The sequence below is a fragment of the Caballeronia sp. M23-90 genome (assembly GCF_053574605.1).
The window spans coordinates 14,963-41,926 of the sequence record NZ_JBSIPA010000004.1; the positions used below are offsets into that span (position 1 = coordinate 14,963).

At 57.4% G+C, this 26,964-nt stretch carries 28 protein-coding genes and 1 pseudogene; 20 read left to right on the forward strand and 9 right to left on the reverse strand.

Annotated elements, in window-relative coordinates:
* The first annotated feature begins 88 nt into the window (after positions 1-88).
* The 5 genes from ACRXB1_RS01010 to ACRXB1_RS01030 all read left to right on the forward strand — a co-directional run bounded on the left by ACRXB1_RS01010 (position 89) and on the right by ACRXB1_RS01030 (position 5,535).
* Positions 89-1,624 (forward strand): hypothetical protein, encoded by a 1,536-nt coding sequence (locus tag ACRXB1_RS01010; protein ID WP_449490790.1) that lies wholly within the window; start codon positions 89-91, stop codon positions 1,622-1,624.
* A 254-nt stretch (positions 1,625-1,878) separates the two neighbouring features.
* Positions 1,879-2,904, forward strand: a complete 1,026-nt coding sequence (locus ACRXB1_RS01015; protein ID WP_449490791.1) for an ATP-binding protein — start codon at positions 1,879-1,881, stop codon at positions 2,902-2,904.
* Between the two features lie 153 nt (positions 2,905-3,057).
* Positions 3,058-3,975, forward strand: coding sequence for a hypothetical protein (locus ACRXB1_RS01020; RefSeq protein ID WP_449490792.1), 918 nt, complete (start codon positions 3,058-3,060; stop codon positions 3,973-3,975).
* 13 nt (positions 3,976-3,988) lie between these two features.
* Positions 3,989-4,291, forward strand: coding sequence for a hypothetical protein (locus ACRXB1_RS01025; protein WP_062174970.1), 303 nt, complete (start codon positions 3,989-3,991; stop codon positions 4,289-4,291).
* Between the two features lie 2 nt (positions 4,292-4,293).
* Positions 4,294-5,535 carry a vWA domain-containing protein gene (locus ACRXB1_RS01030; RefSeq protein ID WP_449490816.1) on the forward strand — a complete coding sequence of 414 codons (1,242 nt, stop codon included), beginning with the start codon at positions 4,294-4,296 and terminating at the stop codon, positions 5,533-5,535.
* Positions 5,536-5,608: 73 nt separating this feature from the next.
* Here ACRXB1_RS01030 and ACRXB1_RS01035 read toward each other — a convergent pair whose 3' ends face one another.
* Together ACRXB1_RS01035 and ACRXB1_RS01040 are read right to left on the reverse strand one after the other, a co-directional pair.
* Positions 5,609-5,974 carry a hypothetical protein gene (locus ACRXB1_RS01035; RefSeq protein WP_062174971.1) on the reverse strand — a complete coding sequence of 122 codons (366 nt, stop codon included), beginning with the start codon at positions 5,972-5,974 and terminating at the stop codon, positions 5,609-5,611.
* 146 nt (positions 5,975-6,120) lie between these two features.
* Entirely contained in the window at positions 6,121-6,573 is a 453-nt protein-coding gene (locus ACRXB1_RS01040; RefSeq protein ID WP_062174972.1) for a zinc-finger-containing protein, read from the reverse strand.
* Positions 6,574-7,007: 434 nt separating this feature from the next.
* Here ACRXB1_RS01040 and ACRXB1_RS01045 point away from each other — a divergent pair, with 434 nt between their 5' ends.
* From ACRXB1_RS01045 to ACRXB1_RS01115, 15 genes are all read left to right on the forward strand, one after another.
* A complete protein-coding gene (locus ACRXB1_RS01045; protein ID WP_062174973.1) occupies positions 7,008-8,057 on the forward strand; it encodes a CpaF family protein in 1,050 nt (349 codons plus the stop codon).
* 13 nt (positions 8,058-8,070) lie between these two features.
* Positions 8,071-8,421 (forward strand): TrbC/VirB2 family protein, encoded by a 351-nt coding sequence (locus tag ACRXB1_RS01050; protein WP_062174974.1) that lies wholly within the window; start codon positions 8,071-8,073, stop codon positions 8,419-8,421.
* A gap of 46 nt (positions 8,422-8,467) precedes the next feature.
* Positions 8,468-8,731, forward strand: a complete 264-nt coding sequence (locus tag ACRXB1_RS01055; protein ID WP_062175079.1) for a conjugal transfer protein — start codon at positions 8,468-8,470, stop codon at positions 8,729-8,731.
* Positions 8,725-11,187 carry a VirB4 family type IV secretion system protein gene (locus ACRXB1_RS01060; RefSeq protein ID WP_449490793.1) on the forward strand — a complete coding sequence of 821 codons (2,463 nt, stop codon included), beginning with the start codon at positions 8,725-8,727 and terminating at the stop codon, positions 11,185-11,187. Before ACRXB1_RS01055 ends, ACRXB1_RS01060 begins: the two co-directional genes overlap by 7 nt.
* A gap of 26 nt (positions 11,188-11,213) precedes the next feature.
* Positions 11,214-11,981 (forward strand): type VI secretion protein, encoded by a 768-nt coding sequence (locus tag ACRXB1_RS01065; protein ID WP_449490794.1) that lies wholly within the window; start codon positions 11,214-11,216, stop codon positions 11,979-11,981.
* Positions 11,978-13,036 carry a type IV secretion system protein gene (locus ACRXB1_RS01070; protein ID WP_062174976.1) on the forward strand — a complete coding sequence of 353 codons (1,059 nt, stop codon included), beginning with the start codon at positions 11,978-11,980 and terminating at the stop codon, positions 13,034-13,036. Before ACRXB1_RS01065 ends, ACRXB1_RS01070 begins: the two co-directional genes overlap by 4 nt.
* The gene (locus ACRXB1_RS01075; RefSeq protein WP_449490795.1) at positions 12,960-14,441 is read left to right on the forward strand and encodes a TraI domain-containing protein; all 1,482 of its coding nucleotides are present in this window, start codon (positions 12,960-12,962) and stop codon (positions 14,439-14,441) included. The genes ACRXB1_RS01070 and ACRXB1_RS01075 overlap by 77 nt, the downstream gene beginning before the upstream one ends.
* The gene (gene traD / locus ACRXB1_RS01080) at positions 14,438-16,312 is read left to right on the forward strand and encodes a conjugative transfer system coupling protein TraD (protein WP_062174978.1); all 1,875 of its coding nucleotides are present in this window, start codon (positions 14,438-14,440) and stop codon (positions 16,310-16,312) included. Before ACRXB1_RS01075 ends, traD begins: the two co-directional genes overlap by 4 nt.
* Before the next feature lie 11 nt (positions 16,313-16,323).
* Positions 16,324-16,842: a hypothetical protein gene (locus tag ACRXB1_RS01085; protein WP_062174979.1), complete on the forward strand. Its 519-nt coding sequence runs from the start codon at positions 16,324-16,326 to the stop codon at positions 16,840-16,842.
* Positions 16,796-17,053, forward strand: coding sequence for a hypothetical protein (locus tag ACRXB1_RS01090; protein WP_449490796.1), 258 nt, complete (start codon positions 16,796-16,798; stop codon positions 17,051-17,053). Before ACRXB1_RS01085 ends, ACRXB1_RS01090 begins: the two co-directional genes overlap by 47 nt.
* Entirely contained in the window at positions 17,046-17,660 is a 615-nt protein-coding gene (locus ACRXB1_RS01095; RefSeq protein ID WP_062174981.1) for a DUF4400 domain-containing protein, read from the forward strand. Before ACRXB1_RS01090 ends, ACRXB1_RS01095 begins: the two co-directional genes overlap by 8 nt.
* A 311-nt stretch (positions 17,661-17,971) precedes the next feature.
* Complete coding sequence (locus ACRXB1_RS01100; RefSeq protein ID WP_062174982.1) at positions 17,972-18,826, forward strand: hypothetical protein; 855 nt, start codon at positions 17,972-17,974, stop codon at positions 18,824-18,826.
* Positions 18,827-18,836: 10 nt separating this feature from the next.
* Positions 18,837-20,570: an ATP-dependent helicase gene (locus tag ACRXB1_RS01105; RefSeq protein WP_449490797.1), complete on the forward strand. Its 1,734-nt coding sequence runs from the start codon at positions 18,837-18,839 to the stop codon at positions 20,568-20,570.
* 42 nt (positions 20,571-20,612) lie between these two features.
* Positions 20,613-21,053, forward strand: coding sequence for a hypothetical protein (locus ACRXB1_RS01110; protein ID WP_449490798.1), 441 nt, complete (start codon positions 20,613-20,615; stop codon positions 21,051-21,053).
* Positions 21,054-21,346: 293 nt separating this feature from the next.
* Entirely contained in the window at positions 21,347-21,796 is a 450-nt protein-coding gene (locus tag ACRXB1_RS01115; protein ID WP_449490799.1) for a hypothetical protein, read from the forward strand.
* A 438-nt stretch (positions 21,797-22,234) separates the two neighbouring features.
* On the opposite strand, the gene ACRXB1_RS01120 is transcribed toward ACRXB1_RS01115, so the two are convergent.
* The 7 genes and pseudogenes from ACRXB1_RS01120 to ACRXB1_RS01150 form a co-directional block, all read right to left on the reverse strand.
* Positions 22,235-22,474: a hypothetical protein gene (locus tag ACRXB1_RS01120; protein WP_449490800.1), complete on the reverse strand. Its 240-nt coding sequence runs from the start codon at positions 22,472-22,474 to the stop codon at positions 22,235-22,237.
* Between the two features lie 212 nt (positions 22,475-22,686).
* Positions 22,687-23,700: an IS110 family transposase gene (locus ACRXB1_RS01125; protein WP_449490801.1), complete on the reverse strand. Its 1,014-nt coding sequence runs from the start codon at positions 23,698-23,700 to the stop codon at positions 22,687-22,689.
* A 63-nt stretch (positions 23,701-23,763) separates the two neighbouring features.
* Positions 23,764-23,893: pseudogene (locus tag ACRXB1_RS01130) on the reverse strand (DUF4148 domain-containing protein); the annotation flags it as partial.
* Positions 23,894-24,141: 248 nt separating this feature from the next.
* On the reverse strand, positions 24,142-24,330 hold the full coding sequence (locus tag ACRXB1_RS01135; RefSeq protein WP_062174986.1) for a CsbD family protein: 189 nt from the start codon (positions 24,328-24,330) through the stop codon (positions 24,142-24,144).
* Positions 24,331-24,492: 162 nt separating this feature from the next.
* Positions 24,493-24,774 (reverse strand): hypothetical protein, encoded by a 282-nt coding sequence (locus tag ACRXB1_RS01140; protein ID WP_449490802.1) that lies wholly within the window; start codon positions 24,772-24,774, stop codon positions 24,493-24,495.
* 33 nt (positions 24,775-24,807) lie between these two features.
* On the reverse strand, positions 24,808-25,278 hold the full coding sequence (locus tag ACRXB1_RS01145) for a bactofilin family protein (protein WP_449490803.1): 471 nt from the start codon (positions 25,276-25,278) through the stop codon (positions 24,808-24,810).
* Between the two features lie 1,014 nt (positions 25,279-26,292).
* Entirely contained in the window at positions 26,293-26,892 is a 600-nt protein-coding gene (locus ACRXB1_RS01150) for a DUF1845 domain-containing protein (protein ID WP_449490804.1), read from the reverse strand.
* Between the last annotated feature and the right edge of the window lie 72 nt (positions 26,893-26,964).

Below are 26,964 nucleotides of genomic sequence, written 5' to 3' on the forward strand. Positions count from 1 at the left end.
AGTTCTTCTTCCTTGCGCCGACTGGCGCTTCACCCTGACGGGCATCGACCCGGCTGGGGACGATTGCCCGTTTTTTTATGAGGCAATCATGTTTCATCTTTCGACCACCAAGTTCTCCCGCTCCGTTGCGACGTTGCTTGAAGTACTCCAACTGTTTCACAGCGACTCCCACTTCCGGGGCATCGAAGCTGCCGACGTTAGTCTGAGTCATGCCGGGCATCCCATGTGCGTGACGAAGTTCGACAGCAAACTGACTGTGCGCATGTCGGGATCGATGCCTGATTTGTTCCTAGCCATGCTTGACGAGATCGACGGCGCGTATTTTCGTCCGAATGGTAAGCGCCTCGAGCCGTGGCAGATTCGCCGCGCACATTGGCAATTGCTGTTTTCCGCGTTCGAATTGTCTACGCGTCCCTTGTACCTGTTCACCTCTGAGCAGGTTATCGCCTTCGCCAACAATGGGTCGGCAAGCCTGTTTCAGCTCTGTGAGGCAGAAGCGCGCGCCCGGTTTGGATTCGGCGCGGGCGGTCCTGCGATCTCATTTGGTTCAGGACAGGTCAACGGGCGACACGAGGTGCATCTCGCCTATGCGCTTGCCGCTGGTGCTTCGGTTCCGGAGGCGGTGCTTGACGACTATGCAGCGCTTGCCGAGCCGTTCGGCAATGACATTCGATGGGCAAGGACGCTCCTTACCGTGCCGGAATTGCGCGGCGTTATGCCGGTCTCCAAGCTTCGAGTGCTTATCAGCGTGATGACGCACTCGCGGCAGTCGATATCATCAACGAATGCGGCAGTGCTGGCCATGGTCGCACGGTTGCTCCCCAATGAGCCAACCCACGCGGAGGTCGATGACCTGCTTTGTCGCCACGGTCTGCTGGACGCGCGTGCGCTACCGGAGACTTACTTCGAGCCGGTGGTTATTGGCTCGCCGGTTTCGCCGTTTGCAACCGTCCTTCGGCGCGTCATGGCCGATGAGCGGAAGGCTTCGACGCTTGAGCGCCTGGAGAAGAAGCGGGCAGCGCGTGAAATCAGCCAGCGCGAATACGACTTGCATCGACATCTTGCGGCGCTGGATCACGGCCGCACCACGTTCGAGTTTGCCAATCGCATGGCGCTCGCCATTCAGAACGCCGATCTGCACCTGTTGATCGATGTCTTGGACCGTCCCGACGATGCGAATCGCTGGACGAAAAAGGCAGTCCGTGAGTTCTACGGGGTAAAGCTCAACGGAGTGACCGCCAAGGCCCGCCGGCGAGCAATTTTCGCCCTCGCAGGTTTGGACGAAGCTCAGCAACTGGAATGGGAGCAACGCGCTGCCGCAAATCGGAAAGCCGAAGCGGTTGCGCGTGACGCCGAACGTGCAAAAGAACGGGCGCAGTCCGCGCGATACCGATACGGTCATAAAGTGATTACCGGCGCTCAACACGTCGAGCAATCGATCGCAAGCGGCTTTAGCATGATCACGAGCAATCGATATGGAGCAAGTCTGCGCTATAGCTTGGTCGCCCCTGCTCACGACAGTGCCGAAAGCAGGACACTTCGCGCGTCTGACGGCACGCTTGCGTATGCGCAGTATCTTCTTTCGCAAGGCCAACAGGCTGAGCACTCAACGCAATCCTCTTGACCCCACACCCGGCGCTTGCGTCGGGTTTTTTTTGCTCTTTCGAAGTCAGCATCCAACGAAAGCGGGTATGAAAACGCGACGTTTCGAAGCGTTTGCGGCGCCCGGTGTGCCTACACTTCATCCATCAACCGCGTCCTAGACGCATCGACCATCCGCGCCACGCTCACGCGTTGGCCGGCTTCATCTACCCCACAGGGACCACGTCCCTTTGGGCGATGGCTTTGTGGGGTTTTTCTTTTTCAGGGAAAGCCACCATGCAAGTCACGTCCTCGCTACTGTTCGAACTGCTCTCGCTGTATGTCCCCAAGCGCCTTCCTGTGCTGATCACTGGGCGCCCGGGCATCGGCAAAAGCGACATTGTGGAACAGGTCGCGCAAGCCACCGACCACGAACTGCTTATCAGTCACCCGGTTGTTGAAGATCCGACGGATTCAAAGGGTCTGCCGTTTCCATCTCGCGATGGTCAGACGGCTCAGTTTCTGCCCTTCGGAGATCTCGAGCGCGCCTTGTCCGCAAGACGCCCGTTGATCTGGTTTCTCGATGACCTGGGGCAAGCCTCACCGGCTGTTCAGGCGGCCAAGATGCAACTCCTGCTTGCCAGACGCATTGGTGAGCACGTGTTGCCGTCCAACGTCACCTTTCTCGCTGCAACCAACCGCCGTACCGACAACGCCGGCGTGACGGGGATTCTTGATCCCGTCATATCCCGCTTTGCAACGGTTGTCGAGCTTACGCCGACGATTGATGACTGGACGGCTTGGGCGGTCAGGTCAGGGATTGCGCCTGCGCTGATCGCATTCCTGCGGTTTCGTCCCGATCTGCTCTCGGTTCAAAAAACCAATCGAGACATCGAAAATACGCCGAGCCCGCGCAGTTGGGGTTTCGTCGCGAAGACGATAGACGTGGTGCCGAAGGCGCTCGAATTGATCTCTCACGCGGGTTCGGTGGGTGAGGGCGCGGCGTCGGAGTTCGTCGCCTTTCTGCAGATCTTCCGCGAGCTTCCATCGCCGGATGCGATTCTGCTCAATCCAGACGGGGCACCAATTCCCGAGAACGCCGCTGCGCTGTATGCGACGGCTGCCGCTCTGGCCGCGTATGCGACGGAGGCGAATTTTGATCGCGTGATGGTCTACGTCGATCGAATGATCGCCGGCGGTCTTCGCGAATACAGCGCCTTGCTGGTCCGCGATGCACTGCGTCGTACGCCGACCATCGCCAACTCCTATGCGTTCATCAACGCGCAGGGTGGCGAGGTCGGCAAGATTATCCGCGGCGAATAATCAGGGCAATCAAGCTCTGTAATTCGGTCGTCGCAGCTTCCCCATTTCTCCTTTTGCTTCCGAGGCACGGCGCGCTGCACTGGCGCGTTCGCCTCGATTCTCGTTGTTCCTTTCTCGCTTCACCCAAACCCATTTTTATATCTGGAGTTTTATATGAACACGTCTATTCAATCGAAAGTCATGCTGTGCTCGGTCACGATTTCCACGTGGGTCGCTCGCCGCTTCGACGGCAAGGTCACCGAGGAAGTCGAGAAGTCGCACCAGGCCAAAGGGATCGGCCGCTTTAACAAGCGCCTGCTGCCCGAGTACGCGCCGAGTTTCGCCGAAGTCCTGACGCTGGCAAGCCGCATCAGATCGTATTTCTACGACCACACGTTGAAGTACGACCAGTTGGGCGTGCGGCTCTTGCCGACGATGGTCTACATGGAATTTGCCGAGAAGATGCGTTCGTTGAAAGACGAATTCGACTTGGCGGTATCCATCTTCCAAACCGACTACCTGGACCTGAAAGAGCGTGCGCGCATCGAACTCAATGGGCTGTTCAACGAGGCGGACTATCCGACCCTTGCTGAGCTGAACACAAAGTTCGGCGTCAAGATGGCCGTGCTGCCTTTTCCCGATGCCAGCCAGTTCGGTGTTGAGTTGCCGGATGACGTGCTGACCACGCTTAAAACAGAGCTGGATCAACACGTTCTTGCCTCGATCTCCACGGCGAACGATGACCTGGTTGGCCGTCTGTACGAAGCGGTATCGCAGATGGCATCGCGCCTGTATGCGAGCGGCAATGTGCGTTTGGACGTGGCCAACAACGTGCGCGAGCTGTGCGCGCTCTTGCCCAAGCTCAACTTCTCGAACGATCCGAAGCTCACACACATCCTCGAGCAGGCCAAGACGCATCTGGCTGTGCACACGGGATCGGATCTGAAAGAATCGTCGGTCCTGCGTTCTCAGGTGGCCAGTAAGGCGCACGAGATCGAAGGATTGATGGCGGCGTTTATGGGTATGTCACCGTCGGCGCCGATTCCGGAAGTCGAGCACTCTTCAGCCATGCAGTTGCGCCTTGTGGCCTGATGGGAGAGACGACATGCAATCGATCATCGCAAAACGCATCGTTGCGACGTTTCACCCGCAGGCATGGGTCAACAACCATGCAGTTGACGTGGATGCTCAAGGCGAATGCCAGTTCGACGTGACCGAATATGTTTCGGCCCTCGGCGAAGAGAAGGCTTCAGCGATAAAAGATTACTCCGACTCGTCGGACGACCTTGTGTCGTTTGCACAGGCTCCAGAATGGGCTAAAAACTGGCCCGGTCCGTTCTTCGTAACGGTGGAGCAATCGATTGACGAGTACTTCAAGTTCGCTGACGTCGCGTGGGATTGGCTATGAGCATCGATCCTCGCATAACAAAACAACGCACTGAGCTTGTGCTTTCGCAGCCGTTTTTCGGGGCGCTGGTGCTGCGGTTGACGGTGGTCGAGGATCGTACCTGCGAGACGTTCTGGGTGGATGGGGAATCCTTGGGCTACAACCCGGATTACCTTGCTACCTTGAACGACCTCGAAGTCCGAGGCGTTCTCGCGCACGAAGTTCTCCACGTGGCCAACGGCCATTGCTGGCGGATGGATGCGCGCGACCCCGGGCGCTGGAACGATGCCGCGGACTACGCCATTAATCCGATCGTGATCGACGCCGGCATGGTGTTGCCAAAGGGCGTTTGTCTGGATGCGCGCTATACGGGCAAGTCGGCCGAGGAGATCTATGGCCAGCTAACCGAGGAAGCGCGCAAGGAGGCGAAGCGAGCGCAAAGCAATGCCGACAGCAAGCGTCTGCCGTCTATGTCGGGCAAGCCGGAACGTCAGGATCAAGGGAACGATCGTGATAAACCGGCGAATCCGGCTCAAGCTGCAGAACCACACGGGGCGGCAAGCAGTGGTGAGCCTAAGCCTGCGTCCTTCGGTGAAGTCCGCCCATATCAGGGCAAAGACAAACCAACGAAGGAAGCGGAGTGGAAGGTTGCCGTCATTCAAGCCGCGAAAGCGGCGCAGATGTACGGCAAGCTTCCAGGTTCACTTCAGGCGATGGTTTCTGAAGCCGTGCGACCGGTGGTCGATTGGCGGGCTGTGTTGCAACGCTTTGCTCAACAGGCAACGCCAAGCGACTACAGCTTTGCCATGCCCAACCGCCGGTATCTGCATCTTGGGTTTTATTTGCCCTCGCTGCATACGCCGGCGGTCGCCGATGCGGTGTTCGTACGGGATTCCAGTGGCTCGGTCACGGCTGAGACGCAGGCGCAGTTCAATGCGGAGATCCTGTCGACGTTTTATTCGTTGCAACCGGCGCGCTTGATCGTGATGGATTGCGATACGCGCGTCACGCAGGTCCAGATTTTTGAGCGAGGCGACTCGCCTGAGATCAAACCGGTGCGGGGCGGCGGTGGAACGGCTTTCATTGAGCCATTTGAAAAGGTGCTGACCGAAGGAATCAACCCGGCGTTTCTGGTCTACCTGACAGATATGGAGGGGCGGTTTCCGACGCAGGTGCCGTATTTTCCGGTGCTTTGGGCGTCGACCACGCCGCTTTCACGGGCGAGGAAAGCGCCGTTCGGAGAAACGATGGAAGTAATTTGTTGAACCGGCGCAAGCTGGTCATTTGTGTTTAAGACAAAACCCGGCTGCGTGCCGGGTTTTGTCGTTTACGCACCCCCTAAGCACGCTTCCTCTGCGGCAGCGGCTCAGGCTCGCCCGCTTTCAGTCTTTCTAGACGTGCGCTCGCGTTCGCCAGCACGCCGAAGGGTGCGCTATAGAGTTGCACGTCATGCATCGCAAGCACTGCGGCGATGGACATAGAACTGTCCGCGTCGACACGCCAGCGACCGGCGTCCCGTCCCTCGCAAAAAGCACTATTCAGCGCAGCTTCCGCGTCGAGCCACGTTGCGCGCGCGATTTGCCCATATCCCGCTTCGGCGACGAAAGAAGTAAGAATGAGCACCTCGGTGAGCGACTGGACGCCGGCGAGCCAGCCACGAGCGTCTATAAGCGCCTGTAGTGCGCAATGCGCGTGTAGCGACAAGAGGTCGGCTTCTCGTTTGGGTAGCGGAACAAGTGAAAGTTTCGCGAGGCGAGCGCGTGTTGCTTGCGGGCTGCGATTGAAGGGAAGGGTACGGGCCATCGATAGGAAAAAAGGGTTGTGTCCACCGGTTAACGAACGGCGAGCGTTTATTCTGAAGGGGCGCGGTTCAGGCGCGAATTCTCGAACTGTTCGATCACGTGAACCGCTGCGCGACATTGGTCGGCACTGAGCTGATGGATGTTGCACGCTTTTTCGTCGATCTGCAGGGCACTCGCGAGCCATCGGTAGCCTTTGGCGCGAGCCTCGAAGATTGATGATGCATCGCGCCGTGCTTTAGCTGCGGCCATTGGCTCGAGCGCTGCATGCAATTTGGCCTTCAATTCCCGAAGTTCACCATTTGCAAGCCGCCCGAGCGGCACGTTTCGGGTGCTGCGTGAATAAATTCCTATCCACGCTTGGCAAGGCTCACACAACCAGAGTGCCCCGTGATCCTCGCGGTATGGATAGGCGATATCGCCGGCGTGGGCTAGTACCGCGGCCGCGCCGCAGTAGTCGCAACGAGGTTGGGGAAGCGGTTGAACAGGGCGGGCAACACGCATGACAGGTCCATGACTTTGGGCGTCCTTATACGGAGTACAAGGGCTTTGAATGACCGAGTTCGAGGATGTAACGGCATTCGAACCAGAATCGCTGGATTTTAGTCTATTCGCGGAAGAGAAATAGCCGACCATACGGGTAGATCCAAGCACCTAGCTGAATAGAAAGCGCTGTGGAAGCTGGAAAGAGGGGTCTTTTTGCGTGTCTTTCTGAAGGTGCCCTTATACGCCGTATAACCCCCCTCTTCATTTTCCCTTGTTGAGCACTTTTCGACCGGCACATCGCTTCGCCAGACGTATTGTCCTTTTTCATGCGCGCATGTTTAGGCTCGGCGTCGATCCGCGGAAAGCCGCTCGATTTCGCTCGTCTTTCGATGACTCTTCGCATGTGCGGCACTGAACAATAGTCGGATGTTAGATCGCCGCAAAAGGCACGCATGTCCGACTTTGCCGACACCCACTTACTCAAACTGCGCCCGCTCGAATCCGAAGCGGTGAACATGTTTTTCGAAGCGCTTTCGCCCCTGCGAGAGCAGCTCGACGCGCCCGACCTAGCCGAAATCATGGTCAATGACGTGCACAACGTCTGGGTCGAGCACCGCGGCGTCATGTCGAAGGTCAATGTCGATCTTCGCCCGGCACATCTGGAAGCCGCAATTCATTCGCTGGCATCCTCGGTAGACAAATCGGCACGCGCAGGGAGCGACAAAGGCATCATCAATGCCGGCCACAAAAACCTGCGCATTGCCGCAGTGATGAACCCGACGGCCATCGACGGCCACGCACTAAGTATCCGCAAACACCGCGAATCAAAGCTCTCGCTGTCCGACTACGTTGCGATGGGCGCTTTCGCGGCCGCCAATGCCCGGCCGGAAATCGCGGAAGCGATCGTCTTCGATGACGGCATCGAGAACGAAGCATTGATGCGCGCGCTGGTCTCGCTGGTCCAGTCACGGAAGAATGTGCTTGTCGCTGGGGGCACGTCGGCGGGAAAAACGACCTTTTTGAACGCGATGATCGAGGCAATTCCAGCTGATCAGCGCGTGATCACCATCGAAGACACGATGGAACTGAAGGTACATGTTCCCAACCGGGTGCGTCTGCTCTCGAACGCAGATACCAACGTCACCACTCAGTTGCTCGTGGCGCTCTGCCTGCGCTTTCGACCCGACCGCATCATCGTCGGCGAAGTACGGGGCGGCGAAGCGTACGACCTGCTCCAAGCGCTGAACACTGGCCACGACGGGGGTCTTGCATCTATCCATTCGAATAACGCTCGCACGGCACTCAGCCGCCTCGAGAGCCTCGCCATGCTCGGAATTCCGCCGGGCTCCCGCTGGGAGCTAGAAGACATGCGCAAGAACATCGCTGATTGCTTTAACTACGTGGTGCATTTCAAACGCACGGGCGAAATGCGCCACGTCTCCGAAATCCTCGAAATCCGGGGCTTTCGCAATAACGACTACGACCTCAAACGCGTTTTTTAATCGGGAGCATCACATGAAACACAAGTTTTTCAGTTCCGCCGCTGCAGTCGCACGAAAGTTCAAGCCTGGCAAGCCACTCCTTGTAGGCGCTGCCTTGAGCCTGGTTTCGGCCGCTGCCATGGCTGCTGGCGACTTCTCGTCGCTGACGGGTCTCACCGACATCATCTGCACGATCAGTAATTTGATCAGCGGACCGTACTTGTACGGCATCGGCATCGTGCTGATCACGATCGGTGGTGTGGCAGTGGCGAATTCCGAAAGCAACATCGCCAAGACCTTCTCCGTGGTGCTGGTGGGCCTCGGTATCGCATCGGTTGCCGTGCCGATCATGCGCGACCACTTCCACCTTGCCCAAGTCTGCTGATATGCGCCAGCACAAGGTCAGCCGTGGTTTATCGCTGCCGCGCCAGATGGGTGGGGCCGATCGCGGCCTTGCCATTTTCAATGGCACCCTGACGGCGCTCCTGTGCTACACGAGTTGGAGCGTTTCCTTTCTGGTGGTGGGCGTACTAGTGCACATTTTCCTGCGCTGGAAAAGCTCGACCGACCCATGGTGGCGCATCGTCATGCTCGTCTACAACCGCTATCCGGACGTCTACGAGCCGGGGCCCAATGCCAAGTTCAGCGCGCGTTTTAAGCGCCCCTACGGCTTCGATCAGGACCTCTCATGCTGAAATCCATGTTCACCAAGCGGTCGGTGCAGGAGATCGCGCCATGGATGACCATGATCACGCCAGAGATCGTGCTGGATAAGGACGGGTCGCTGCTGACCGTGTTCGAGTTCGAGGGGATCGATGCCGACACGCCAAACCCGGGGGACATCACCGCCGCGCGCGAAAACCTCGACCACGCGTGCCGCAACTTCGACCACCGGATCACGGCATGGTGGCGGATGTCGCATCGTCGGGTGAAGGGGGAAATGTCGGGCGAATTCGCGTCCAAAGCGGACGCTCGTATCGACGCCATCAACCGCGCGAACATAGGCAGCGGCAGGTACTTCCGCAATTCACACTCGCTCGCGCTCGCGTTCACGCCGGAAACGGGCATATCCCGGATCTTCGACAAGGTCGGCTATCACATGACCGTGGGCGGTAAGAATCTGGCGGTGGCCATGTTCGAGGCCGCGAAAGACCTGGTGCTCGCGCGTAGCGCCTTCGTTTTCGACCTGACGAAAATCCAGAACGAGATCAAGCGCTTTGAAGCTGTGATCGACGGCTTTGCTGGCGGCGTCACGCGGCTCAAGATGAAGCGCCTGCAACTGCAGAATGCGCTGTCGTTCCTGCACCAGCGCGCCAATCCGAGCACGCCGAAGCGCCGCGTGCGATATCCGGTCACGATGCTCGACACGCATCTTACGGAAACGGAGATCACGATCGGCGCGTCCGAACTCATGTTTGAGTCGGCCCACGGCAAGGTCTACGCGCGCATCATCGGCGTAAAGGAATGGATGGGCTTTCAGGAAGCCGCGCTCGACGTGCTGGCGCAAGTCGACGCGGAACTGGACGTGTGCGTCATGTTCCGCTTTCTGGATACGTCGCGCGCGAGCGCCTACATCAAAAAGATTCGCGGTTTCTACAAGGTCGCCGCTTTCAACCCGATCGCAATCTTGAAGCAGTGGGCAACGAAAGAAGAGCAAAAGAACGACGAAGGCCGCGAGATGCTCGCGAAGGAAGCGGGCGAGGCGCTGGCCAAACTCGACGCAGAAGGGCAGCAGTACGGGTTCGCGAATATTTCGGTGGTCGTCTACGGAAGCACGCCCGAGGAGTGCGAAGACGCGACGCGCCAAGTTGTGGGCGTAATTGGCAACGCAGGTTTCGGTGTGATTCAGGAACGTACAAACCTGTTTGCCGCGTGGAGCGCGACCTTGCCCGGTCGATGGGACCAGCAGAAACGCTTGCAATTCGTCGAAACGCCGGCGGTTTCCGATATCGCGCCACTCACGAGCGTGGGCGAGGGCTCGACAGTCAACGAGTGGCTAACGCAGCAATCGGGCACGAAAACCGGCCCCCTCACTTGCCTGCCCACGCGGCATCGCACGTTGCAACACGTAGACCTGCATCACCCGGGCGGCAAGGCGCACGGACTTATTGTGGGACCGATCGGAGCGGGTAAGTCGGTCATTCTTAACTATTTCATGTCGCAGACCGGGCGCCACAACGCGCGTCGGATTCGCTTTGACAAGGATCGATCTACCCGCATCCCGACGCTTCTTGGTGGCGGCCGATTCATTGATGCCACTGGCCGATTTGAAGCTGCAACGTCGGTCAATCCCTTGTCGCTCCTCTCCGATCCGAAACATTGGCCGTATGTGGCCGAGTGGGTGAAGCTTGTCATCGAGGGCGAAGATTTTACGTGCACGCCAACGCAGGAAACGGAGATCTTCGAGCGCATCAAGACGCTGGCCGAAGCGTACTCGCCCGACAAGTGGCGCCTCTCAGGCTTGATCACCCTTTTGCCCGCTGAATTGCGCGAACGGCTACAGGTGTGGACAGAGGGCCAGAAAAACGGCCGTTTTTTCGATCATGTCGAGGACGGCTTTGCGCTGTCTGACGATCTCTCCATCGAGATGGGGGATTTGTTCCAGAACTATCCCGTGGCGGCCGCGCTCTTCATGGATTACGCCTTTTATCGTATCGCTCAGATCCTAGACGGCAAACGCTACACCGTCATCGAGATCGAGGAGGCAGGCTTCTTCTTTACTTATCCGAAGTTCTACGCCCGTCTGGAAATCTGGGCGGTCACGATTCGTAAGCTCAACGCGGCACTACTCATGGCAACACAGTCTCTCGGACAACTGGCACGAGTCGCCAACTTCGAGATTCTGAAAGAAAACATCCCCAACCTGATCTACCTGCCCAATAGCGACGCGCTCAACAACAAGGGCTTGTACCGCGATGTCTTCGGGCTGACGGATCACCAGATTCAGATGATCGCGAATGCGGTCCCCAACCGGGACTACCTGTGGGTCACGGCGACCCAGACGCGGATGCTGCAGGCAACGTTCTCGAAAGAATCGCTCGCGTATCTGCGCTCGGACGGCCGGGCACAGGCCATTTTGGACAAGCACGTCAACTCTGGTGTGGATAACTGGCAGGACGCGTACGTGCGTGATGTGCTCGCAAACGCTTAAAACCATCAACGAAAGGACAATTGATCATGTTGAAGAAAACGGTTGGTAGGCTCGCTGCAATTTGCGTGATGACGTTGCTACCGTTAAGTGCCGCCCACGCCTTGGGCATCGTGTTCGATCCGACAAATTTTGCGAAGAACACGATTACGGCGGCCGAAGCGGTCAAGTCTGAGGTGTACCAGAATACAAACTTGATCTATCAGTATCAGATGATGCTGAACCAGCTCAAGCAGGCAACCAATCTGAATCCCGCAGCAATGCTCTCGCAGGCGCAGACGATTGCGGGCGACATTAGCGGCTTGAGTAAATACACCGATGGCCTGAAGTCCCTTTACGGTGGCCTGCAAAGCAACGCGCAATATTTGACAAAAGTTGTCTCGCTTGTGACCCAGTCCGGCAAGACGCCGCAACAATGGCTGAGCGACCAGAACACGCTGCTGCAAAACAACGACACGACCGCAAAACAACTGTTTCAGCAGGGTAACGACGTCATATCGCACGTTGGTGCTTTGGCCAAACGCCGCCAAGAAATACAGGATCAGTTGAATTTATCGCCGACGCAGCAAGCGACCGCGGAACTTACGACGCACATGCTCGATATCGTGTCCAGCCAGAACGGTGACATGTTGACCATGATGGCGGCCAAGCAGCAAAGCGAGGCTGTGGATACGCAGGCCAAGGTCGCTGACGCGACCGCATCCAACGCGGCGCGGGCAACGTTGCAGTCCAAACAGGATCAGGAGCGCGCTGCCTATCAGAGCTCGATCGCAACCTCGACAGTATTGGGTCAATGATGATGAATATCCTCTTCGAGACATGTTGGCGCAGACTGAAAAGTGCTGCGATCACACTGGTGTTGTTAGCAGCTTTCGGATCTCAAATGGCTCACGCGCAGTTGGTAACACCGGCCGACACGCCTGGGGCGACTCAAACCACTGGAGATTCGGCGAACGCACTCGCGAGCATCTCGAAGCCCGGTGACCTTGGCCAAGGCACGGGCGACGCGGTCACACAAATCGCGAGCTTGTTAGTCAATCTGATTCCGAATGCGGTCACACTGAGCCAGAAAGTCTTGCCCGAGGCGAACAAATTTGCGTGGGCGCTCAGCGTGATAACGATCGTTCTTGCAGGCGTTCGCTTTGCCGGAACGCATCATCCGGTATCGGCTTGGATCGCAGTGTTCGAGGAGATCGCTGTGCTTGGCATCTTCCTCGCGCTGTATCTTGGGTACGCGACGTCGGCAACGGGATTTTGGACGTGGTTCCAAAACCTCGCGACTGCGATCAATGGCTCTAGCCCGGATGTGGCGGGTCAAATGGCACGCCTTGGCGGGACAATATTCGACGGAATGAAAGAGAGCTACGGTGTCTGGGGCACGCTGACTCATCCGGCTCAGGCATTGGGCGATGCGGTGGTCTTGCTGCTTGCATTTATTGTGATGACAGTCGCTGCGATCTTCTACGCGTACTTCACGGCAGTGGGCCAGATTCAGGCCGCAATCGGAATTGTCGTTGGGCCAATCGCGTTGGCATTAGGCTGTTCCTCGTACACCCGTGGTTATTTCCAAAAGTGGCTCGACTGGATGATCAGTGCCGGGATGTACATCGTCGTCGTGTCGATTTTGATGGGCTTGGTTAATACAGCGGTTTCCTCGGCATTTTCGAAGGCGGGCGCAGTGGGCGCGCATACCACCCTGAACGGGGGATATGTGTTTGATCTTTCAGTCTTCATGCTATTGCTTTCTTTAGAAATTCCGAAGCTTGCCGGTATCTTTGGCGGCGGAGCGGGCGCAAGCGGCACGGGCGGGGTGCGCATGGCTACCAAGGTTGCGACCGGTGGGCTTTTCTAATATGTCTGAAATCCACAAACCTATTGACGCTGGCGCACTGCTCAAGCTCTACGAGAAGCGCATCGAGTTAGTTCGACAGTGTGCGAATGAAAGCACGCAGGCCGAGTTCGAGCGCAAGTGGCTTTCTGTGCTGACGCGCTGCGCACTGTGGTTTTCATCAATGCCGCTCACACCAGAGCTTCATCGTGAGCCGGGCGGGGCGTTCAGGGCAACCGTTGAATCGACTTTCTACGCGATGCGGCTCGCCGGCGGGCAGAAATTTGCGGCCGACCTGACCTCAGAGAAGCGCAGGCGGCTTGAGCCCCAATACAACTTCGCCGTGTTCCTGGCCGCAGCCTGCTCGTCACTCGACGAGCCGTGCCGTCACTTTGAATTCACGCGGCTTGTGGACCTCACGCGTTGGAATCCTGCCGCGCATGGAGCGTTCGGGACCTGGGTTGGTAATGGCGGATACACCATTGAGCGCCGAACGGCACCTTTGAAAAGCGAACGGATGCGCACGGCAATGTTCGCGCAGACCGTTATTACGGCGGAACTGCTTTCAGGACTCGACACGGCGGTGCTCGCCGATCTTTTTGGCGCCATCAATCCTGAACGTTCTCCCCAAGGGTTTGAGGCGTTGGTGCACAAGGTGGTGCGTCAAGCCATGGATGTGGCGGTCGACTTCGAGCGCAAGGCGCAACGCGGCGTGTTTGCACCTGTCAAATTCGATGTCCCTTCCGCCGTTCACGTCGCCCTTGAGATTCAACCGCAGCCGGTCGCGCCAAGTGTTTCGCCCGCGTCCGCGCCGGGCGTAGCCGCTGCCGCTCCTGCCGCTCCCGTAGTTCCCGTAGTTCCCGTCGATGGTGCTAAGCCACTTCCGATCTCGCCCAGCGCCGCAAAACCGGTGTCGTGGGTAGATGCGAGCGCGGCATCCCCCGACATTGCGGCGGCGCCTCCAACGGGGCCCCGTCCGGATGCGATAACGCCGCAGTTCTCGCAATCCTTGCTTGACGCATTGGAGCGCAGTGAAGCGTTGGCAGCGTCGCCGAGTACGGGTGAGACTCGTTCCGAGGCGGGCAATCCCGTCGCCGTGGATCCCGTGGCGGTGACGGTGCCGGCTCCCAAAACAGGTCGCGGCGGACCCACTGACAAGGAACTCGACGAGTTGTTCGGTTCCGGGTCCGTGATGATGCGCGAGTTTTTCCGGGCACTGGCGGACGATGTCGCAACGGGCAAAGCGAAGGTTGCCTGGGAAGAAAAGGGGTTGACGGTTCAAAAACGGCTGATTGGTGCGTACGGCATGACAAGCGACGCGCTGGTTGAGCAACTGAGAAAACGTAGCTTGCTCATGCGGGCGCACGGAAACGACATCTGCATCGTGGAACGAGCGGGGCGGATCATCATGGAGCGTCCAGCCATATGAACTACATCAACCACTTTCGACCAATCTATGAAGTGCGACCGGCCGTGGTATGGGCCGTGGCGATTGTCGGCATTCTTCTGTCAGGCATGCCGTATAGCTGGGCATTCGCTCTGTTCGGCCTGGCGCTGCTGATGATGCGAGGCGTGCAGATCTGGCGCGCGTTGAGTTTTCGCATGGCGATCTCGACCAAGTGGCTGAGCAAGATACACATATCCAAGCTGCTCGCTACGCAGAGAAACATGCGCGAGCGCGAGGATTCGATGTATCTCGGCACCGGCTTTGAATGGACGCAGAAGCATACGCAGATCGCTCACGATATTCTGCGCATGCCGACCACTGATATTCCTTCGTTACCGCGCTGGTTGAACAAGACGGAGTTGGGCCGCGCGGTCGAAGCGCGCATTGAGTCGGTGTTCGCGCCGGCAGACAGCGTGCGCGATCGCATGCCTCAGGGATCTTCCTGGATTCACGGGATGGAACCCAAAAAGGTTCGCGTGCCGTTTCACTACAAGGCGATGGGTGGCCATACGCTCGTCGGTGGCACGACCGGTTCTGGCAAGACTCGTACTTACGAGGTCATCTCCACGCAGGTGATCCACAATCCCAAGGATGTGCTGATCATCGTGGATCCGAAGAACGATGACGACTGGAAGAAGCGCGTTGAGAAGGAGTGCAAGCGCGCCGGCCGGAAATTCCTTTATTTCAATCAGGCGAAACCGGCAGAGTCGATCCGCCTTAACCCGCTGGAGAATTGGTCGCAGCCGTCGGAAATTCCCTCGCGAATCGCTCAGTTGATGGAAGAGGGGCCGTTTCGGGACTTCGCGTTCTTGTTTATCGACCGCGCCGTCAAGGGTGAACTGTACGTTGGCGACAAGCCGAATCTGCGGTCCATCCTCAAATACGCGCAATCCGGCATTGGCACGCTGTTAGACCGCTGCTTACGCCGCTTCTTCGTTGAGCACGGCCTGCCCGATTGGGAAACGCTGGTCGTAAGCTCGACCGTTCAGCAAGCAACGAAGGGCAAGAATGATGTTTCCTTGGTTGACGGAATGGCCAAGCTTTACATCGACCGGTTTGCCTCGGTGGACCGCGGGCATGAAACGCTCGATGGTCTAATCGCGACGCACACTCATGACCGCGAGCACTATATGCGGATTATCGCCTCGGCACTACCACTTCTCCAGATGCTTGCCACGGGCGAAACCGGGTTGATGCTCGCGCCAAAAGCCGACGATTTTGACGACGAGCGCGAAATATGGGATATCGACAAAATCATCAAGCAAAAAGCCGTGCTGTATATGGGTCTCGATTCCCTTTCGAATAACATTGTGCAGAAGGCGATCGCCTCAATGGCATTGTCGGACGTTGCGGCGGTTTGCGGCTCGATCTATAACTTCTACGCCGAGAAGCCCGACGTCGTCCTGATCATCGACGAGATCGCAGAAGCCATCAACGAACAGGTGATTCAGATCCTGAACAAGGGTCGCGGAGCTGGGTTTAAGGCGTTTGTCGCGTTCCAGGCGCGCGCCGACCTTGAAGCGAAGCTCGGAAACGCTGCAAAAATGCTGCAGGTTTTGGGTAACCTGAATAACCAAATAATCCTTAGGCTTGAAGACAGCGACACGGCTAAGTGGTTTTCGGACAAGGTCGGTGAAACGGCGATCCGCGTGGTCAATATTTCGAACAGCACGAACACCACGACCGAGTCGCACGCCATGGAGTTCAGTGGCTCGCAGTCACGCACCCTTCAACTCGAAAAGGCGCCACTTATCCCAATGCGCTTAATTCACAGTTTGCCGAATCTGCAGTACTTTATGCGCATCTCGGGCGGTGCGGTGTATCAAGGTCGTATTCCCATCATCGAAGGCTAATAAAAAAGACCATGTCTGTCGCATTCAAAAACATCATTCGCGACCACAAGCTGTCGCACAAGCTCATCCCGGTTTTTAATGTGGCACCCGAACTTGAGCTCGCGTGTTCCCGCGTGGTCGACTTCGTTGGCGAGCGGTTCCGCGGTGACAAAGGGCCGCTGGCTGCCGAAATGATTGATTCCGCATTGAGCGGCTTCAAACGCGCCAAGCGTAGCGGCGATCAGCATATCGCCTTCATGCAAGGTCTCTTCGAGCCCGCAAAGGCGCTATACGCGCGTCGCTATGTCGCCAAGCGCGGAGAAAAGCTGAGCGTTTGGTCGCCGATGCTCGAGCCGATTCCGCTGTTCGAAGAACGCCACGCAAATTGTGAGTTCGAGACCATCGACGAACGGTGTCCCGAACAAATTACGGAGCGCACAGCAGCGTTTCAACTCGCTTCGCGCGTGCTGCAAGGCGAAGCTTTCCGCGTTTATTTCGAGGAATATGATGTCGCTCACCGTTTCGATCATAGCGAAGTTGTCGGGCGTTGATGAACGCACCGCGCGGCGGGCGCTGGATACTGTCGCCGCATTTGACGAACCCGGGGCCATGCCACCGGCGGAGTTTTCGGTCGGTGCCCCTGCCCGATGCTATGCGCTCGCGACGATTGCAGACCGACGGCCTGGTTTCTTCTGGCTGGGTCTGTTTGCCCTTGTCTCGGTTCCGGCACTGATCCTTTTGCAGATTTTCCATCATGGCTAGTCGCTTCGGCTCGCACCTCAAAGTTTGGTTTCTGCTCGTGCCGGTGCTCGCCATCGCGGTGATGCCGGCCATTCCAGAACGCTCGCTATTCGAGATCCCCGAGGCGGAAACGGCTTCGTTGGTCGCATCGATAGGTGTCGATCGCGCAGACGAGGCTACGCGCTCGGCTAACGCACTATTCAGGCGGTCGTTTGTCGAAAACGGCTTGCTGCGCAGGACGCTCGCCGCCTCGGGACCGGTTGGCGGCATGACGGACGGCGGATTTTCAACCTTCGCTCATACGTGGACGGAGAATTTTTGGCTGCTTGTCTATCGCATGATGTATCGGGCGATGGTCATGAAGCTTTGGATCGTGGGAACGGCTCTTTTCGCTATAGCCATGTTCTTCGACGGAACCGCCCGGCGCAAAATAAAAGCATCTGCGGCAGGCTTCGTGAGTCCTTTGTCGTTTCATCTGGCTGGGCATGGTCTTCTAATGGTTCTCGGAACGCTTTTCGGTGTTCTTGTTGTCCCGATTCCCGTGATTGCTGCATATTGGCTGGTCGTTGCAGCATTGCTAGGCGGCTTGCTTTGGAAGGCAGCCGAGTCGTTCCAATCTGCCAGATAGAAAGGGTTTTGTATAGATTAGCGCGAAAAGACGTACGAAAACCGTGAGCTTTCTTCAGGAGGGGTTATACGCCGTATAACCCCTCCTGTTTTTTGGGGGTTGCCGATTAGCCCAGTGAGTACAAGTTGTTGGTTTTGCAACTTGGCACTTCTCCCGCCCGATGCAGGGCCAACCGAACAAAGCCGTACGAAATAGCGCGTGTTTTCAATGCTGCTATCCCCGACGTCCCGTAACAATGGCAATCACGGGCAGCGCTCTGCGCGCCTTGTTTTCCAACGACAAACGGGCACATGCCCGCCAGGAGAGGCCGAATGAGCACTGTTGCAGAAACGCTAGTCGATAAGAATGCCGCCAATAACGGCGCGGTTTTGGAACCCGTTTTGTTAGCAAGCGTTCCGACGCCCGCCACCGTCAGTGACGGCGCCGATGACGGCGAGCTGGAGCTTGAGCTGACCCAAATGGAGGCCGACGCCGACCGGTTGCAAAAGGAAGGCGTGATTTCCCAAGACGACGCGACCATGAAACGCGCCGAAGTCGCCAAGACCCGCAAGCTGTTTCGTGACCTGCCCGGCGAAGAACGCATCGCCATCATCAAGCGCCGCCGCGAAATCGGCCGTCAACTTCTTGATCGCCAGTTGTCTGGTGCCGCCGTCGTATCGGCGCATGTACGCCTGAACCACACACGGCTGAAGCCGCTTTTCGAACAGTGGTGGCCGTACCTGAACCGCATGAGCATCAACATGCAGCGATTCGGCAATTCCACATTTGGCAGCGAAAACAAAGAAACCGTGAATGGTTTCTTCGACAAGCAGCTTAAGTCGCTCGAAGAATACGTCGAAGAACAGCACCGTGTTGCCGAAGGCTATCGTGTATCGAAGGAAGCCGAGCTTCGCGCGGCCAACGATTTTGTGTTCGAGCCGACCATTCCGATGCCGGCGCTGGAGATCGAGGTCGAAGCCTACTCGCGGTTTTCGATGCGTATCCTGAGCGCGCTGATGAAGTTCGACAAAGCCATGGATCATTACGACTTCATGGTGTGGAACGGTATTCGCGATCAGTCGGACGTCGACGACGAAACCGTGCGGTTCCTGAAGAAGTTCAACCCGTTGGGCTTGCGTGGCTACATGACGCACCTCCGCCTGATGACGACAGTGCGCGGCTTGTAAGGGTATCGCGATGCTGGACGAACTGAACCCCCAGCAACGGGAAGTCGCCCAGTTGCGCCAGAACTGCGTGGCGATCGCTTGTCCTGGCGCGGGCAAAACCAAAACGATCGCGACCAAGGCGGCGCTCCTGCTTCAGGAAGACGCTGTGATGGTCGGCGCGGTGACTTTTTCTAAAGATGCCGCGCTCGAGCTGCGCGACCGCATCCTGGCTACCGCCGGCAAGGCGGTTAAGAAACGCTTGAGAGCTGGAACCTTCCACTCACTTGCATATAAGCAGTTGCAGCGGCCGGGCAGCCGGCCACTCGACATCGCGTCCGACGGCGACCGGCTTGGATTGCTCATCCTGGTGATGCAGGAGATAGGGCGGGAAGGAAAGGCAGAAGACGTCATCCCAACGATCGAAAAGATCAAGACGAACTTCGGCAAATTCGATCCGCAAAGCGAAGACGGGCAACTGTACGCGGCCTACCAAGACGCTTTGGCGAGAAACGGCAAGATCGATTTTCAGGACATGCTGCGTCTGGCAGTCGAGGGCATGGAAAACGGAACAATCCTTCCGTATCCCTTCACTTTTCTCCTCGTTGACGAGTTTCAGGATACCGATCCCCTTCAATACCGCTGGATCGAGCTACATGCGAAGGCCGGTTCGATTGTGACGGTCGTTGGCGACGACGATCAAAGCATCTACGCGTTTCGCGAAGCGCTGGGCTACCGGGGGATGGAAGCATTCATCAAGCAGTTCGACGCTAAACCGGTGGTGCTTGGGAGCAACTATCGGTGTCGCTCCGAAATCTTGACGGCCGCCGATCGCCTTATCCGTAACAACGTCGATCGCATCTCAAAGGTTTTGCGCGCCGAGAAGGGTGTAGGCGGCCGGGTGGCGGCGTCGCGGCACGCAGACGAGTATGAAGAGGCCGTTGCCGCCGTCGAGACACTCGGACCGTTGCTTACTGCGAAACAGTCCTGCGCGATTCTCGCTCGAACAAACCGGATTCTCGATCCACTTGAGGCTGTTTGTCGGTCGCATGGTGTGAAGTATTACCGTGCGTCGGGATCTTCGGTGCTCAGTCGGCCGGAAGGCGCGCTCATGTGCAATTTGCTCGAGATCGTTGAGCGGGTGAAGGAAACCGGACTGGATTCGGTGCTGGCTCACCTCGGCTTGCGCGCCGAGCAACTGCGGGCGCTTCACGCGGACATGGGTGCCGAACTTCAGCAGCGCAGCAGGGCCGATCTGGTTGATTTGGGTTTGCCCGAAGACGTAGCAACGAACTATCGAGAATTCATGAAGCGGCTTGCCGAATGGCGCGGGCTCTGCGATCGGAAGTTCTACTCGTTGACGCTCTCCGGGGTCAGCGAGTGGATGTTGAAGTACGCAAAAAAAGAGCAAGCGATTCGTGCGATTCAATCGACGTACGACGTTCTTTCAAGGCTCTCGGGAACGTTCGCCGAACGGCTGCTGTTCATGCGTCAGGAGAACAACCAGGCCAAGCCCGGCGCATTGATTCTCACGACCATGCACAGCGCCAAAGGGCTGGAATGGGATCACGTGTGGATCGCACGCTCCGAAGAGACGATCGTGCCGGATGCCAAATCGACTGAACCCGAGGAGCGGAGGCTATTTTATGTAGCGATGACCCGCGCGCGCGAGTCGTTGATGATTTCCGGCACGGCCAAAAATTTTGCGTCCAGGTTTGTGACCGAAGCGCAAATCGAGGCGACCGCTGATGCGGCGCTTGCTGCATAGCAAGTTCAATATGCGAAGTGCTACACAAAACAGGAAATAACGTTGAAACAGAAACTGATTTTTGGACAGAAGGCGATCGGCGCCGCTTTAGTCGTGGTGGCAGGAGCAACTTCCATTGGCTCCGCAATCGCCCTCACATCCCTCGCCACGAGCTCCGCCGCCACCTTAGCGATTGTTGGCGAGGCGGCCAACGCCGCGAAAGATATGCGGACGTTGCAGATAGTAGAGCGGTTGACCGGGGACGAGCAGGAAACTGTTCACACGCAGTATGGGTTCCGTTCGCTTAACGAGCTGAATCAAAAGATGGAAAAGCGGCGCATAGCGTTCCAGCAGCAAAGAGAGAACGTAGTGCGCGCTCAATCCGCGTCGCGGTCATCCTTTGCGTTCCTTGTAGCTGCCCTTGTCGCCCTATCGCTCCTGTCTACGAGGGCCGCAGGCCTCTTGTTCAAGAATGCAAACACGCGACGTTCTTTAGCCGCATAAACCGGCGAAAACGCACGAGCGAATGCATTCGAAATTTTTAGTCAATCGACTCGATCCAGCAATCGCTAAAACAAAAATCACAGATAAAAAAACTACTCCTAATCGCGTTTTCCTTTTGCTACGTGACGCTCGCCTGCGCGCAGTCTATAGCTGTGCAGGACACAACGGTTTCCGAGACAGCTAGGCCCAGAATCACGGCCGCCGACGGTCAGAGCATCGGTCTCGTGAATACGGTTGGCACCGTATCTACCGCTAAAGTGTCCGCGCGGGATGCATGCCCTTCGAACGGCTTTTTGACCGAAGGCACTGCCGGGACCGCTTTGCTTACTTGCGTCAATGGCCACTGGCGTGACTTCAAGAACCTTGAGCAGGCTGTGGTGCAGATGACTATCGACGGCTCGCGCGAGAACGCTCGGCCCCGGCACATTCAATACCAGTTTGACACCCATGTTGGCATCCCGACCCTTCATACAACCGAGGAAGCCGCGGTTCAGGTGCATCGGACGGAATCAGGGTTTGCCGTCCCGAGTAAGACCGCCGACAGCCTCTATGTGGATACCAACGTACTGACTTTTAACTCGGACAACACTGTCCACGTACTAATCGAGCTGTCTTCGGTTGATGCCGGTCACGAGTGGAGCAAACGTGTCGACATGACCGTGCCGGTGGGCGTGAGGACGATGATCGCGAAGGATGCATTTGGTGACGAGTACGCCATCCGCGTCACCAAACGGGCGTCTTAGGCGCCAATGAAATAGGCCCGGCATGCCGGGCCTTCAAACCAAGATGGGAACCCCCGTTACCGCCTTGATGGTATTTCTCTCGTGACTGACCCGTTGCCTCTGTGTATTGGATTTATCGTCGGGCGTTTGTTGTCGGTCAGCAAGTGCATGGTAGTTGACGCGAAATCGGCGCTGTGTGGGGAGCCCCACATTCGACTTACTTTTCGTTACATGTGTTGCTAAATGTGTACGCCGCAGACGCGCGTTAATAAAGGCGTACGCGGCATGCTAAGCACACAAGGCGAAACCGATACAGGACACGGAAAAAAGCCCAGGCATTTGCGCTGGGCAATCCACCGGCGACTAAGCCGATGGGGGAGGTCCTGGAAAAGCAAAATGGCTGCAGTCGGTATCGAAAGCAGCCATTTTTTTCGGTCGAAGCCGGACTGCGCAGTCGCCTTAATGGGCGCGGTAGACCGGATCCATGGCAGTGGCACCGGTGTGAGCAGGGGCGTGATAGCTGCCCGAGGCAGAACCGTCAGCAACGCCACCATAGCTCGATTGGTCGTTTTGGGCGGCCACCTTGGCTTCCGCTGCCTGTACTTGAACCGGATAGCTCGTGCGGTCGCCCGTGCCCGGGTTATATCCGTACATGGACTCCCGCCTATGAGCAAGATCGGTTTGCATTTTGAGGGTCACGACTGCGTCCGTACATTCGGCTTCTGATGTGCTTACTGCCGCACGAGCCATCATGGAAATCTGCGCGCTTGCTCCTCATCGGCCTTGTGGCTTCGTACTGCAGCCGTCGGATATATCAGGATCTGCAAGCGCCGGTCCGACCGGTTCGCCATGCTTGCCGCTTCTTGCGCAATCGCGAAAGAAATGAAGCAGTACTCGATATCTGAAGCCTGTTATGCAGCCCTGAAACAGCCGTTGCCCGTCAATATGGCCCAAGCGATGCGCGCCGTCTTGTTCGCCAGGGCGATCGCGGCGATGCTCACGTGACGGCGTTGCATAACGGATTTGATCCACTGGCTGTGACGGTCATTGCGCCGACTCACGAAGTGCATTACCGCGCGGGCACCCTGTACAAGCAAAGTTCTCAGATAAGTGTCGCCGCGCTTTGTGATACCGCCTAATCTCGTTTTGCCTCCACTCGATCTTTGCATCGGCGTTAGCCCCAGCCAGGCTGCGAACTGTCTCCCGTTCCTGAACTGCGATGGATCGCCCACACTGCTCACGAGCGCAGTCGCAATAACCGGCCCAATTCCCGGAACTGTAGCGAGCCGCTGGCAGGCTTCATTGCTTTTGAATATCTCCGCTATCTCGGTGGCAAGTTCGTCGAGCCATTGCTGCAATGCCTTCAGTTGCTCAAGGTACATTGATCCAAGCCGTCTTAGCAAAGTGGTGATGCCGGAATCGGGGTCGTTGACCAGCGCCACCACCCCCTTTCTTAACTGCGGAAGACCAATCGGGAAGATCACACCCTCTTCGGCAAACATGCTTCGGATCTGATTGGACTTGGCAGTACGCTCCAGGATGAGTCGTTGGCGCATGCGATGCACCGATTGCAGCGACTGCTGTTCCGCACTTTTTATCGCGACAAAGTGGATGCCCGGACGAGTTACTGCTGCACAGATCGCAGCCGCGTCATTCGCATCGTTTTTTCCGCCGATGAGGAATGGCTTTACGTACTGCGTTGGTAGCAACCGGACCGTATGACCTAAGGCAGTCAATTCACGAGCCCAAAAATGCGATCCGTGGCAGGCTTCGATGCCAACCAGACCAGATTCGAGTTTTGCGAAAAACTTCAGCACGTCACTTCGGCGAAGCTTTCGCTGAATGACCACTTTCCCGTGGCGATCAACACCGTGGATCTGAAACACGTTTTTTGCGATATCTAGACCGATGGTAAGCGTAGGCATTGACGTTCTCCCAGGAGTTGGTGCGGTCAGTGTCGCCCCGGAGGGGGCGGGAGTCCATACCATCAGCCTTTTCCAACTGCACCAGCTCCGACTTCACTTGAGCGCGGGTAACAGGTGCCTGGCTAGATTGAGCGAACGACGACACAGCCGGAAATGCCAGTGCTGCAGCCACGATGAGCGTTGAGAGTTTCATGATGCTTACCTCCGAATCTTGTTTTTGCGCAAACACCCGTTTGCGTTTCCGTGATTCGAGTGTAGGTAAACGTCTGCTTAAGATTAACCGCGAAGATGACAAAGGATTATTGGCATTTACGTGTTAACCCTAACAGCCAAATGAGTCTGCTGTCGTGAGCCGAGCAGAACAGAACGAGCATGGTGCTGGAAGCAACGCGGATAAAAAAAACGCCGGGAAGACCCGGCGTTTTTCACGAGCAGATGCGCTTACGGAGTGCGCTTCTGGGCATCCTTCACGTCTTCCTTCAGATCGCCATATTGTTTCTGTGCCTCGCCGGCACCCTGCTGTAGCTGGCCTTTCGCCTTTTGGCTGGGATCGTCCGTGGCGTTGCCCACAGCCTCATTGACCTTGCCCTTCACCTTCTCTGCAGTGCCCTTCACTTGGTCCTTATTCATAGCAAACCTCCGTTTCGGTTATGCGCCTGAATTTGGCAGCGAAGACTAAGATGCAAAAAGCGATCCCGACGAACCGGATACACGAGACAAAAAAAACCCGCTCAGGTGGCGGGCTTAATCCATATCAGTGGAGACATGGAGGAGACAAAATAAGTATAAACCCTAGTCCGCTAAGTGCAAGCTTTTTTCCAGAAGTGCGGCCAGGAATGCATCAGGCAATACAAACGGGCTGCGGTGCGCAATCGTGTCAGGCATTGCATGGCGATTAATAAACCGACCATCAGATAGCATGCAAAAGCACAAATCCCCGAACGCCGCTTCCTGCGCTGCGGCTTCCCAAGTATCGCTTCGGTAGTCGGTTTCGGCTTTTGTAGTCATCGTAATTGCGACCAGGTGTGAGAGGGCGCGATCCACGGCATAGGTTTCAGTCGGATCGTCGCCCACGCGGGCTTACTGGTCCGTTCGACAAGGCACGGTTCAGAACGCTGCGGTGCGGTGGAGCTCAGTCACATTCGAATCGCCTTTTTCTGAAGCAGCGACGATTGGGGCGGCCGGCGTAGGTGCCGAGGCTTCTTCGTCCAGCGTTGCGTCGCTTGCGGGAGCCACGTCGATCGTCAACATTCGAGCAACGCGCTTAAGCGTGCCGTTGAGCGATGCGTTCGGCCCTAAGCGTATCGTGCCGCTATACAAAATGTCGCCGGATACATGTCCGTTGACTTCGAGCGAATCGCGGGCGTGGACATTGCCGTCGACACGCCCGTCGATGCGTACGTGCTCGCCTTGCGTGCTGCCCTTGACCAGGCCGCCTTCGCCGATATGCAGCAAGCCGCGCGTCGAGATCATGCTGCCCGCGCATAAGCCAAAGCAACTGACGCCATGATCGACGATCATGTCGCCGTTGATCGCACAGCCGGAGGCGATGAGGGTGATGTTAATTTCGTTTTTCATGTCCAAGCTTCCTAGAACATCTGTACTTCGTTCGATCCTGTCCGGGCCGCTGGAGCGGATGGCGTGACAGCGCGCGTTGACGTAGTCGGTTCAGCGACGCTTTCCTGTTCGACGCGCGGCTTCGAGATCCGACGACGGGACTGATGCGTCTGTTTCGTTGCGGTTGCGGCCGATGCGGTGCTGACAACCGGAGTCGCCTCGCTCGCCGTAACCGGCGCGACGCTGACCGATTGCTGAGGCACTTGTTGCACGACGACAGGTTCCACTGGCTTGATAGCGGCAGCGGGCGCTGGTGAAACCGCGAGCGCGTTTATCGTTGCACTGGGGATGGAGTTCGGGGCAACAGTAGGTGCGATGCTGCTGCGCGGCGTGCTTCGGTGGATGGGGGAGAGCGCGGCGCGTTCGGACTCGGCTGTGAATTGTGCGGGTGCCGAGGGCGCTGCCTGAGTCGGCGTGCTGCTCGCCTTGAGCGATTTTCGGAATTGTTCAGCTGTCAGCCCTAACATCGAGGCGCCTGCGAGGTCACTCGAAGTGAGTCCGGGTGCATTCATCACGGGTTGCGCCGGTGCCGCATCGATCTCCCTGACTTGGTTTGCATCGGCCCTGGACTTGTTGGTCGACTGTGCCGTCTGTGTATTCGCAGGCGCGGTCGCTGTGACCGGCATTGACCTTTGCGCGGTGCTTAGTCCTTTGTAAATCGAGGCAGCACCCATGCCGGCCATTGCCACAACGACCGCTGCGGCCGCTGCGAGAACGCTCAAACGCACAATGGGTCCAGTTTGGGCCCACCGCCGGCGCATGGTCGGGGCGACTTCATTGCCGCCAGCATTGGCCGGTGCTGGAAGCGCTGCGATTTGTCGCGGCAAATCAATGGTCGTCATGTCGGGTGCGAATTGCGCGTGAAGCCGTTGGATATCGCGTAAATCCATAGAGGACCTCGTTTTCGTTGTCTAGGTTTGAGCGTACCGCCCGCGTGGCGCTGTCAATCCAGCGCCGGCGTCTCAGTCGGCAAGCCTAACTAGCTTTATCCGGATCGGGCAGCAGGACGCCTTCGGGCGCGTATCGATCGTTATCCGGTATACAGATGAAGGGAAACTGGTGAAGCCGCGCCTCGGCAGCCGCCAACGCTGATTGGCGTTGATGTGCTGACACGACGCCAAGGAACAGGCCCTCGAGGGTTCTGAGAAAGATCACGTCGTATATAGAGAGCAAGCGCACAAGCCGTCCAGATAGAGCGTTTTTCATTTCGACGGTAACGCTTTTGGGCTTCATGCCGAGGTTGCGCCGAGGCAATTTGTTGGTCTGCGCCAACGCCCGTTTAAACCACTCGTCGGCGACTCGAAATTCTTCCTCGATCGCAATCCGCTTACCGCCCCTCGCCACGGACATCTTGGCGGAACAGAAGTAATAGTGGGCGCGGAGGAACTCCCGCGCGAACTTTGAATAGTACTGAAGCTCGGTCTGAGCATGGGTGTCGGGAATGATGCGCGCAATCCGGTCGTCGCTCGTGAGCCTGGCGAGAGGCTTGAGGCCCGACTCGATTTCGGCATTCGGCGAAGCTGCGGGGATCGCGGGGACCTTATCCTCGGGCGTTTCCTGTGGAACAGCTGACATGGTTTTCTCGGTCTGTATGTGCTCTCTCAGACATAGATTCTCGATCAATGAAAACCGGTCGTACCGTCGAAA

What these genes read in the sequence shown, in the direction of transcription:
- ACRXB1_RS01100 (WP_062174982.1), top strand. Translation starts at nt 17,972, where the DNA reads ATGAGCACTGTTGCAGAAACGCTAGTCGATAAGAATGCCGCCAATAAC.
- ACRXB1_RS01055 (WP_062175079.1), top strand. Translation starts at nt 8,468, where the DNA reads ATGGGTGGGGCCGATCGCGGCCTTGCCATTTTCAATGGCACCCTGACG.
- ACRXB1_RS01020 (WP_449490792.1), top strand. Translation starts at nt 3,058, where the DNA reads ATGAACACGTCTATTCAATCGAAAGTCATGCTGTGCTCGGTCACGATT.
- ACRXB1_RS01105 (WP_449490797.1), top strand. Translation starts at nt 18,837, where the DNA reads ATGCTGGACGAACTGAACCCCCAGCAACGGGAAGTCGCCCAGTTGCGC.
- ACRXB1_RS01065 (WP_449490794.1), top strand. Translation starts at nt 11,214, where the DNA reads ATGTTGAAGAAAACGGTTGGTAGGCTCGCTGCAATTTGCGTGATGACG.
- ACRXB1_RS01045 (WP_062174973.1), top strand. Translation starts at nt 7,008, where the DNA reads ATGTCCGACTTTGCCGACACCCACTTACTCAAACTGCGCCCGCTCGAA.
- ACRXB1_RS01085 (WP_062174979.1), top strand. Translation starts at nt 16,324, where the DNA reads ATGTCTGTCGCATTCAAAAACATCATTCGCGACCACAAGCTGTCGCAC.
- ACRXB1_RS01040 (WP_062174972.1), bottom strand. Translation starts at nt 6,573, where the DNA reads ATGCGTGTTGCCCGCCCTGTTCAACCGCTTCCCCAACCTCGTTGCGAC.
- ACRXB1_RS01135 (WP_062174986.1), bottom strand. Translation starts at nt 24,330, where the DNA reads ATGAATAAGGACCAAGTGAAGGGCACTGCAGAGAAGGTGAAGGGCAAG.
- ACRXB1_RS01150 (WP_449490804.1), bottom strand. Translation starts at nt 26,892, where the DNA reads ATGTCAGCTGTTCCACAGGAAACGCCCGAGGATAAGGTCCCCGCGATC.
- ACRXB1_RS01145 (WP_449490803.1), bottom strand. Translation starts at nt 25,278, where the DNA reads ATGAAAAACGAAATTAACATCACCCTCATCGCCTCCGGCTGTGCGATC.
- ACRXB1_RS01095 (WP_062174981.1), top strand. Translation starts at nt 17,046, where the DNA reads ATGGCTAGTCGCTTCGGCTCGCACCTCAAAGTTTGGTTTCTGCTCGTG.
- ACRXB1_RS01090 (WP_449490796.1), top strand. Translation starts at nt 16,796, where the DNA reads ATGATGTCGCTCACCGTTTCGATCATAGCGAAGTTGTCGGGCGTTGAT.
- ACRXB1_RS01050 (WP_062174974.1), top strand. Translation starts at nt 8,071, where the DNA reads ATGAAACACAAGTTTTTCAGTTCCGCCGCTGCAGTCGCACGAAAGTTC.
- ACRXB1_RS01125 (WP_449490801.1), bottom strand. Translation starts at nt 23,700, where the DNA reads ATGCCTACGCTTACCATCGGTCTAGATATCGCAAAAAACGTGTTTCAG.
- ACRXB1_RS01010 (WP_449490790.1), top strand. Translation starts at nt 89, where the DNA reads ATGTTTCATCTTTCGACCACCAAGTTCTCCCGCTCCGTTGCGACGTTG.
- ACRXB1_RS01060 (WP_449490793.1), top strand. Translation starts at nt 8,725, where the DNA reads ATGCTGAAATCCATGTTCACCAAGCGGTCGGTGCAGGAGATCGCGCCA.
- traD (WP_062174978.1), top strand. Translation starts at nt 14,438, where the DNA reads ATGAACTACATCAACCACTTTCGACCAATCTATGAAGTGCGACCGGCC.
- ACRXB1_RS01015 (WP_449490791.1), top strand. Translation starts at nt 1,879, where the DNA reads ATGCAAGTCACGTCCTCGCTACTGTTCGAACTGCTCTCGCTGTATGTC.
- ACRXB1_RS01025 (WP_062174970.1), top strand. Translation starts at nt 3,989, where the DNA reads ATGCAATCGATCATCGCAAAACGCATCGTTGCGACGTTTCACCCGCAG.
- ACRXB1_RS01070 (WP_062174976.1), top strand. Translation starts at nt 11,978, where the DNA reads ATGATGATGAATATCCTCTTCGAGACATGTTGGCGCAGACTGAAAAGT.